Origin of the sequence: Candidatus Colwellia aromaticivorans, assembly GCF_003333305.1 — a bacterium.
In the GTDB taxonomy this organism is placed as follows: Bacteria; Pseudomonadota; Gammaproteobacteria; order Enterobacterales; family Alteromonadaceae; genus Colwellia; species Colwellia aromaticivorans.
In genome coordinates this window covers 69165-78616 of sequence record NZ_QOLD01000091.1, presented here as the reverse complement: position 1 = coordinate 78616, position 9452 = coordinate 69165, and the positions used below count along the sequence as shown (strand labels likewise).

Genomic DNA, 9452 nt, shown 5'->3' with positions numbered 1-9452 from the left:
AAAATATCATAGAGCCAGAGTTAGCTACTCAATTTAGAGCTCGTACATAAGTTCGCATTTAATTCTTTAAAAATAATTTTTATTGTTGACAAGGGGGAGTCCACATAAGCTACATCCATGTAGCGCCATTGTCGAAATCAATAACGTAGCATAAAGCGTTTCTAAACCAGCCTTACAGGGGATCCTGATCAAATCATGTTCTTCGTTGCATCTCTTTTTAAGGGAACGACCCTTAATAAAAAGATGCGCCTTGATCATGAATCGTTCAGCTGCCCTGAAACGCACATCTTGAAGTATCATGGGTATAAAGTGATTAAAAGTTAATTGCTTAAAAAATCAAAGCGACTTTAAGGTAGTTAAATAAGCGATTTAATCAAGAATGTTTTTTAAATAAGTTAAGTATTTTATAGGCTTAATTTCATCTCTTCGCTACAATAAGTTGATTGAGTATTCAGTGGAAATTTATGCAAGATGAAACATTTTGATTGTGTGGTGGTCGGTGGTGGCATGGTTGGCGCAGCAAGTGCGTTAACGATGGCACAACTAGGTTTACGTGTTGCCTTAGTTGAACAGTTTGAACCAGAGCCCTATTCACCAGAGCAAGACTTAGATTTACGTGTGTCAGCTATATCACTCGCTTCACAGCACTTATTAGAACAAGTGGGTGCTTGGTCACAAGTAATTCAGTGGCGAGCCTGTCCCTATAAGCGATTAGGCGTTTGGGAGCAGGCGTATGCTTATACTGAATTTAATGCAGATGATATTGAACAAAAGCAGTTAGGACACATTGTTGAAAATCGCCTTTTGCAATTAGCTTTATGGCAGGAAATTAAAACTCAAACGAATATTGACTTATTTTGTCCTCATAATTTAATTAACTTATCTCAAGAGGAATCACAGGTTAGTTTAACGTTAAAAAACATCACTTCATTATCACAAACGAATATTACAGCCAAGCTGGTTATTGCTGCTGATGGAGCTAATTCGCACGTTAGAAAAATGGTGGATATTGGTATTACCTCCTGGGATTATCAACAATCAGCCATGTTAATAAATGTCAAAACTGAAAAACCTCAGCAAGACATAACATGGCAGAAGTTCTTTTCAACAGGTCCTGTTGCCTTCTTACCATTAACGAGAGCACCACTAGCTGAAGTGGGTTTATCAGAAGAAAACAATGCAGAGCAGGGCGGTTATGCTTCATTAGTTTGGTACCATCAACGAGATGAAATAAAACGTCTATCTGCTTTGTCTAACCAACAGCTGCAGCAAGAAGTTATGACTGCTTTTCCAAAGCGATTAGGACAAATTGAAGTGATAGCTAAAGGTTCTTTTCCACTAACTCGACGTCATGCAAATAGTTATCAAAGTAAGCGGGTTTTACTATTAGGTGATGCCGCACATACCATTAACCCGATGGCAGGTCAGGGCGTTAATTTAGGTTTTAAAGATGTAAAGGCACTACAAACCGTTATAGCAAGTGCTATTGGTAATGGTGAATGTTGGCATGACATTAATGTTTTGGGCCGTTATGAAAGTATGAGACGGAAAGATAATTTACTGATGATGTCTACTATGGATGCTTTGTATCATAGCTTTAGCCACCCATCATCAATCGTTAAAACACTTAGAAATGTCAGTTTATTGGCAATAAGCAAGGTTCCTTTTATTAACACGGCAGTAAAAAATAAAGCCTTGGCATACGCCTGTGGGATATAGTTCAAACATTATTTGATAAATTAGTGATTTAAGTAGTACTTTGCTTGGTCGGCATCAGCGAGGGCTGTTTTTATCGCACAGACCATACGTTGTTTAGGCATGCCTGCTTCCATAAAAACTACGCCAACAGGATGGAAATGATGTTGGGAAAAATAGGATACATTTTCAAGAGGACTATCTATATAAACTTCATTGAGTAATAACTCTTGTGCAATACGAAATAAGCCTTGAATAATGACTTTATCAATAGATGCTCGTCGAAATTCCATTACTACGGCAATACGACTAATTTCACCCGTTGAAGAAATACGCCCTGTGGCTATTGGCTCATGCGAATTATCATCACAAACGAGCATATGAAATGCAGAATTGTCATTACAGTCAAACTCTACTTTTCTAGGTATACGCCTTTCACAAATAAAAACTTTCTCTCGAATATCTTTTAATAAAGGCGCTGCTTGTTTCCATTGCACTCGACTGACACTGTAGGACATTGTAATTTAACCATTCTATTAATTATTTAACTTAGTCTTAACTTAACACTGGAGTTTAATAGCAATGTTTTATTCAAATTAAGTTTGTTTGGTAAAACGATTATGCGAATAGTTATTGTTTTTGCTTTCATTGTTAAAATCGGAGAACTACTTTAAGCGTAGTTAACGATAGATGTTTTTTCAATTAATAAAGCAGGTTTTTGGAAAAAATCAAATGTTAAAAACAAAAAAGAAGACCGGAGTCTTCTTTTTTATCGGTTATCTAGCTGTAAGCGCTTGATTACAATTAGATAGTTGTTAATGTTAATAGTTAATCTAGTTCATCAATAAATGCTACAGCACGACCAATATAACTGGCAGGCGTTAATAAACACAGCTCTGCTTTTACTGCTTCAGGTAATTCTAACGTATTGATGAAATCACGCATTGAATCAGCATTTACGCGCTTACCACGGGTTAACTCTTTTAATTTTTCATATGGCTTTTCAATGCCGTAACGGCGCATAACTGTTTGTACTGGCTCAGCTAATACTTCCCAGTTCTTGTCTAATTCGTTAGCAAGATTAGCTTCATTAACTTGTAGTTTGCTAATACCTTTTAAGGTTGATTGATAAGCAATAATACTGTGACCAAAGCCTACACCTAAATTACGTAACACCGTTGAATCAGTTAAATCACGTTGCCAGCGAGAAATAGGTAACTTCTGGGCTAGATGGTTAAATAATGCATTAGCAATACCTAAATTACCTTCTGAGTTTTCAAAATCAATAGGGTTTACTTTATGTGGCATGGTTGATGAGCCAATTTCACCTGCAATGGTTTTTTGCTTGAAGTGACCCATGGCGATGTAGCCCCATATATCGCGGTCAAAATCAATTAAGATAGTATTGAAACGTGCTATCGCATCAAATAACTCAGCAATGTAATCATGTGGTTCTATTTGAGTAGTAAACGGGTTAAAGGTTAGCCCTAAATCACTAACAAACTCTTCAGCAAATTGATGCCAGTTTACTTCAGGGTATGCACTTAGGTGAGCATTGTAGTTACCTACAGCACCATTAATTTTACCAAGTAATTCTATTTCGCTAATCTGTTGACGTTGACGCTTTAAACGTACATAAACATTAGCCATCTCTTTGCCTAAAGTACTCGGTGATGCAGGTTGTCCATGCGTACGGCACATCATTGGGATAGTTTTGTATTCAACAGCTAGGCCTTTGATTTTTGATAAAATTTCATCTAAGGCTGGTAATAGAATTAATTCACGACATTCTTTTAACATTAACGCATGGGACAGGTTGTTAATGTCTTCAGAAGTACAAGCAAAATGAATAAATTCAGTAACGGCATGCAATTCAGCATTATCACTAATTTTTTCTTTTAAGAAGTACTCAACAGCTTTTACATCATGATTGGTTGTTGCTTCAATTTTTTTTATGCGCAAAGCATCTTGCTCACTAAAATCGCTAACAATGTTGTCTAATGCTTTATTTGCGGCATCACTAAAGGCAGGAACTTCTTCAATGGCTTTAGTTGCGCTTAATTTTTGTAACCAACGTACTTCAACTGTGACACGATATTTGGTTAAACCAAACTCACTAAAAATAGGGCGTAAGTCACTTGTTTTGCTACCATATCTACCATCTACAGGTGATATTGCTGTTAACGCTGAAAGTTCCATAATGTGTTCCTGAGTTAATATCTAATTTTGAAAAATGATTAAGTTTCTATTTGTTCGAGTAATTCTTTTGCTGTTTTTACTAATCTGCGACGGCTAAATAATATTGTTCGACGCTTACCACCGACTTGTCGCCATAATACTGTCGATCTGATGCCTGCTAGCAATAAAGATCTAATTTTATGCTGACTAGCCGTTTGTTTTAAAATATCGGGCTCTCCTGTTACTTGAATTCGAGCACCAAGAGGGCTAATAATATCACTGTAAATACTGGCAAAACTGGCAATTAGTGTCTCACTGGTTATTGAATAATGTTCAAGCTGTCTTTTACTTGCTTCAATGCGTTCACCAAGCTGTGCTAGCTGTTTAGGTTGTTTTTTTAAGCGACGTTCTAAATTAATTAGGCTAATAATATAACGTGTAAATTCAGGGTCTTTTACATTACCTTTTTTACCATTTGAGCTTGAAGAATCACCTAGATGATTAACTAATAATTCAAGACCTTGTTTTAGATTGGATAGCTCACCGCCATAAACGGCTAATGTATTTTCTGGAGATGTTGAGATTATGCTATTGAGTAACATCTCAAGTTCACTATCATTAACTTGGCCATTGCGAGAAACTTGTTGTACAAGGTGCGCTATTTGACATATAGCGGCAAAAGTTATGGTTTGATCTTTCATGTATAATCTAAACTGCTTTTATTGAGAGTTAATGGTGGTTGCAAATATTTGAACGTTTTACTTAACGAATCAGGGTATTAATAATACCACCCCCTAGACAGACATCATCTTGGTAAAACACGACAGATTGTCCTGGCGTTACTGAGCTTTGTGGCTCCATAAAGTCTATTTGATATTCAAGAGTTTCTTCTGGATTATTAGCCGATGTTTTTTCTAATGGGCTGACTGTACAAATTACATCTTCTTGGCGATAGCGCGTTTTTACTGTGCACTTGATTGGCGCAGTTAACTCTTGACGATTAACCCAATGTAATTGATTAGCAATTAATCCTTTAGAAAATAGACGAGGGTGGTTATGCCCTTGACCAACAATGAGTACATTTCGAAGTAAGTCTTTTTCTACTACGTACCAAGGCTCTTCGCCAGCATTGGCTAAGCCACCAATACGTAAACCTTTGCGTTGTCCTAACGTGTGATACATCAAACCATCATGATGTCCAACAGCGAACCCTTCGGCTGATTCAATAATACCTGGCTGAGCGGGCAAATACTGCCCTAAAAAATCTTTAAATTTACGCTCACCTATAAAGCAGATACCCGTGCTATCTTTTTTGTTATGGGTAACTAAGCCTGCTTTTTCAGCAATGGCGCGAACTTGTGGCTTTTCAATATGACCAACTGGGAATAATGTATGGGAAAGTTGTTGCTCATTTAAGGTGTATAAGAAGTAGCTTTGATCTTTGTTGTTGTCTAAACCTCGTACCATGGTCCAATGACCATCGGTGAGCTGACGTTGCACATAATGTCCGGTTGCGATGTAATCTGCGCCTAAGTCTTCACAAGCAAATTCTAAAAAGGCTTTGAATTTTATTTCTTTATTGCAAATGATATCTGGGTTTGGAGTACGTCCCACTTTATATTCAGCGAGGAAATATTCAAATACATTATCCCAATATTCAGTGGCAAAGTTGATGGTATGCAGTTTGATGTCTAGCTTGTCACAAATAGCTTGAGCATCTGTTAAGTCTTGCGCAGCGGCACAATACTCGTCGGTATCATCTTCTTCCCAGTTTTTCATGAACAGGCCTTCAACTTGATAGCCTTGTTCTTTTAACAAATAAGCAGAGACAGATGAGTCGACACCACCTGACATACCCACAATAACTTTTGTCTCTTGTGGTGACTTTTCTTTTGGTAACTTGTTTTGTTGGCTTGTAAACTCGATAGACATTAAAAACTCGTGATAGTAAAGATACGTATACTAGATAAAAAGGCGCAGAATTATAACATGACCGTTATCGTGATTAAATAGTCATGTTTAAGAACAATTAATATGTTTATACCAAATGAAATAATGAATGAGTCAATCAGAGCTGTGTCAGGGAGGTTAGAATAAGCAAAATTTGTGCGTATATAGTCACTCTATATCAAATAAATTTGTGACATTATCACTTTCCTGACAAGTTCCCAAGGGCGAGTTTAAAAGGTATATATGCTGTGTTATTGATTTTGACAAGGGAATAACCATTCTCTTCAATCAATGCCTTGCTTCTACACCTTTTAATTCTCGCTGAATGGTCTATTCATTAATTCAATTGGTATTATTCAATTACTTTATATGCACCATTATCAATGTTATTTATTGTCCATTGACCAATGGCATAACGAATTAAACGTAACGTTGGGAAACCTATATTTGCCGTCATACGCCGTACCTGTCGGTTACGTCCTTCGGTAATAATTATTTCAAGCCAAGTTGTTGGAATATTGGCGCGTTCTCTAATAGGGGGAATACGAGGCCATATTTGAGGCTCAATCATACGGTTTACTTTAGCGGGTAATGTCATGCCATCTTTAAGTTCTACACCACGGCGTAGTTTAGCTAAATCATTGTCAGTAGGACTACCTTCTACCTGAACCCAGTAGGTTTTCGCTGTTTTCTTTTTTGGATTGGCAATATTATGTTGTAATTGCCCATCATTGGTGAGCAGTAATAGTCCTTCACTGTCTCGATCAAGTCGTCCGGCCGCATAAATATCTTTTATTGGGATAAAATCTTTTAGCGTTTGACGCCTTTGTTCTCCAATATGTTTTTCATCGGTAAATTGGCATAAAACATCAAAAGGTTTGTTAAAAAGCACTACTTTTGTATTGATTTTTTTGGGTCGTACCTTTGTGAATTGTTTCACTTTATGTTTTGTTTCATGTTTATTATTGTTCATTTTTGTCTTGGTTTTGATGAAGGGAAGTTATTGGTGCTTATGCGCGGCTATATTAATATGTCTTGAATTACTATAATATACTGCGCGAAAAATAAATGTTAAATATTAGCGATTACTCTAACGTAAGTTAATCGAATTAAGCTAAATATACCCGCTTCCACATGAATCATGCGTATTCAAGTGGAACGAATATATATACAGGCTTAACCAATAAAATAGGAAGCTCATGAGCACTGATAACTCAAAAATCATTTATACTATTACCGATGAAGCACCCGCCTTAGCAACGTATTCTTTATTACCTATTATCCAAGCCTATACCGCCTCTTCTGGTATTAATGTTGAAACTCGTGATATTTCTTTAGCAGGTCGCGTTTTGGCAAATTTTCCAAAATACTTAACTAAAGAGCAGCGTATAGATGATGCGTTAGCTGAATTAGGCGATATGGTTACGAATCCGAATGCAAATATTATTAAATTACCTAATATCAGTGCTTCTGTGCCGCAATTACATGCCGTGATAAAAGAACTACAGGCTAAGGGTTATGCAGTACCTAATTACCCTGAAGAGCCGCAAAATGATGCAGAAAAGTCAATTAAGTATACCTATGATAAAATTAAAGGTAGTGCGGTAAACCCTGTTTTACGTGAAGGTAACTCAGATAGACGTGCTCCAGCTTCAGTTAAACAGTATGCGCGTAATAATCCGCACTCTATGGGGGTTTGGTCAAATGAGTCAAAATCTCATGTGGCAAGTATGAGTGGCGGTGATTTTTATGAATCGGAGCAATCAGTAACCGTAAATTACGCAACGAATGTAAAAATTGAATTCGTAGCACAAGATGGCAGCGTTAAGGTATTAAAAGAGAATTTGTCACTATTAACAGGTGAAATAATAGATTCATCTTTATTAAGTAAATCAGCTTTGATTGAATTTTATAAACAGTCAATTGCCGATGCCCAAAAAGAAGATGTTTTATTGTCGTTGCATTTAAAAGCGACCATGATGAAAGTATCTGACCCAGTTATTTTCGGTTACGCAGTTAAAGTTTTCTATGCTGATGTTTTTGAAAAACACGGTGAAATATTTGATCAATTAGGTGTTGATGCCAACAACGGTATTGGTGATGTTTACAGTAAAATTGGTCGTTTACCTAGCGATAAAAAAGCAGAAATCGAAGCTGATTTAGCTGCAGTGTTTGCTAATCGACCTGAACTTGCCATGGTTGATTCAGATAAAGGGATTACTAACTTACATGTACCAAGTGATGTCATTGTTGATGCTTCTATGCCGGCAACATTGCGTTCTTCTGGTAAAATGTGGGGAGCAGATGGTCAGTTAAAAGATACTAAAGCAATGATTCCTGACAGGTGCTATGCCGGTGTTTATCAAACAGTTTTTGATTTCTGTAAAGAACATGGCGCTTTTGATCCAACAACGATGGGCACAGTGCCTAATGTTGGCTTAATGGCGCAAAAAGCTGAAGAATATGGCTCTCATGATAAAACCTTTATTATGAGTGAAGCGGGTAGCGTACGCGTTATTGATGCGCTGGGTACTACTTTACTTGAACATAGCGTTGAAGAGGGTGATATATGGCGCATGTGTCAAGCCAAAGATTTACCTATTCAAGACTGGGTTAAGCTAGCCATTACTCGTGCGAAAGCATCTGGCATGCCAGCTATTATCTGGTTAGATGAAAGCCGAGCGCATGATAGAGAAATGATCAAAAAAGTAAATGCTTATTTAGCTAACTATGATACGACAGGTTTAGATATTCAAATTCTTAACCCTGTTGCAGCATGTGAATTTACTTTGGCACGTATTATTAAAGGTGAAGATACTATTTCTGTTACCGGTAATGTATTACGTGATTACTTAACCGATTTATTTCCAATTTTAGAACTCGGTACTAGCGCTAAAATGTTATCCGTTGTACCACTAATGAATGGCGGTGGTTTATTTGAAACTGGCGCGGGTGGTAGTGCACCTAAGCATGTTCAACAATTTGAAAAAGAAAATCATCTGCGTTGGGATTCGTTAGGTGAATTTTTAGCTTTAGCTGCTTCTTTAGAACATTTAAGTGTTACAACAGGCAATGCCAAAGCACAAGTGCTTGCTGATACTTTAGATAAAGCAACAGGTGAGTTTTTAGATAGCAATAAGTCACCATCACGTAGAGTGGGTGAACTAGATAACCGTGGTAGTCACTTTTACCTTGCTATGTATTGGGCAAATGCATTAGCGCAGCAAACTAGTGATGGTGAGCTTAAAGCAAGCTTTGCTGGTGTTGCACAAGCATTTGCTAAACAAGAAGATAAAATTGTTGCAGAACTAAATGTAGCGCAAGGCCCAGCCATGAATATCGGCGGCTATTACTTTGCCGATGTTGAACAGTCAGAAAAAGCTATGCGCCCAAGCGGAACTTTGAACACTATTTTATTAGCGTTGCTATAAACGTCAGTAATATAAAAAGTTAAATAAGGGTTAAGTGATAACTTAGCTCTTTTTTATCGCTAAATAGTATTCAGTAAGATGATAATCGCTATTATAATCAAATAATTATTGTCATTACTTTTTTAACTCAGTTTTAGGTTAAACTGAGAGTTACAACATTACGTTGACTAAATTAAGTGAAGTTAAACAGATTGTTAT

Annotated in this window: 7 protein-coding genes; 2 read left to right on the top strand and 5 right to left on the bottom strand. The window is 36.9% G+C overall.

What is annotated here, in order from left to right; translation table 11 throughout:
* Positions 1 to 471: 471 nt before the first annotated feature.
* On the top strand, positions 472 to 1719 hold the full coding sequence (locus DWA31_RS15080) for an FAD-dependent monooxygenase (RefSeq protein WP_114327388.1): 1248 nt from the start codon (positions 472 to 474) through the stop codon (positions 1717 to 1719).
* A gap of 20 nt (positions 1720 to 1739) precedes the next feature.
* On the opposite strand, the gene DWA31_RS15075 is transcribed toward DWA31_RS15080, so the two are convergent.
* The 5 genes from DWA31_RS15075 to DWA31_RS15055 all read right to left on the bottom strand — a co-directional run bounded on the left by DWA31_RS15075 (position 1740) and on the right by DWA31_RS15055 (position 6796).
* Positions 1740 to 2213 carry a GNAT family N-acetyltransferase gene (locus DWA31_RS15075; protein WP_114327387.1) on the bottom strand — a complete coding sequence of 158 codons (474 nt, stop codon included), beginning with the start codon at positions 2211 to 2213 and terminating at the stop codon, positions 1740 to 1742.
* Positions 2214 to 2523: 310 nt separating this feature from the next.
* The gene (gene purB / locus DWA31_RS15070) at positions 2524 to 3894 is read right to left on the bottom strand and encodes an adenylosuccinate lyase (RefSeq protein ID WP_114327386.1); all 1371 of its coding nucleotides are present in this window, start codon (positions 3892 to 3894) and stop codon (positions 2524 to 2526) included.
* Between the two features lie 38 nt (positions 3895 to 3932).
* Entirely contained in the window at positions 3933 to 4574 is a 642-nt protein-coding gene (hflD, locus tag DWA31_RS15065) for a high frequency lysogenization protein HflD (RefSeq protein ID WP_114327385.1), read from the bottom strand.
* 61 nt (positions 4575 to 4635) lie between these two features.
* Positions 4636 to 5805, bottom strand: a complete 1170-nt coding sequence (gene mnmA / locus DWA31_RS15060; RefSeq protein WP_114327384.1) for a tRNA 2-thiouridine(34) synthase MnmA — start codon at positions 5803 to 5805, stop codon at positions 4636 to 4638.
* 370 nt (positions 5806 to 6175) lie between these two features.
* Positions 6176 to 6796: a pseudouridine synthase gene (locus DWA31_RS15055; protein WP_114327383.1), complete on the bottom strand. Its 621-nt coding sequence runs from the start codon at positions 6794 to 6796 to the stop codon at positions 6176 to 6178.
* A gap of 226 nt (positions 6797 to 7022) precedes the next feature.
* Here DWA31_RS15055 and DWA31_RS15050 point away from each other — a divergent pair, with 226 nt between their 5' ends.
* The gene (locus DWA31_RS15050) at positions 7023 to 9254 is read left to right on the top strand and encodes an NADP-dependent isocitrate dehydrogenase (protein ID WP_114327382.1); all 2232 of its coding nucleotides are present in this window, start codon (positions 7023 to 7025) and stop codon (positions 9252 to 9254) included.
* Positions 9255 to 9452 lie beyond the last annotated feature (198 nt).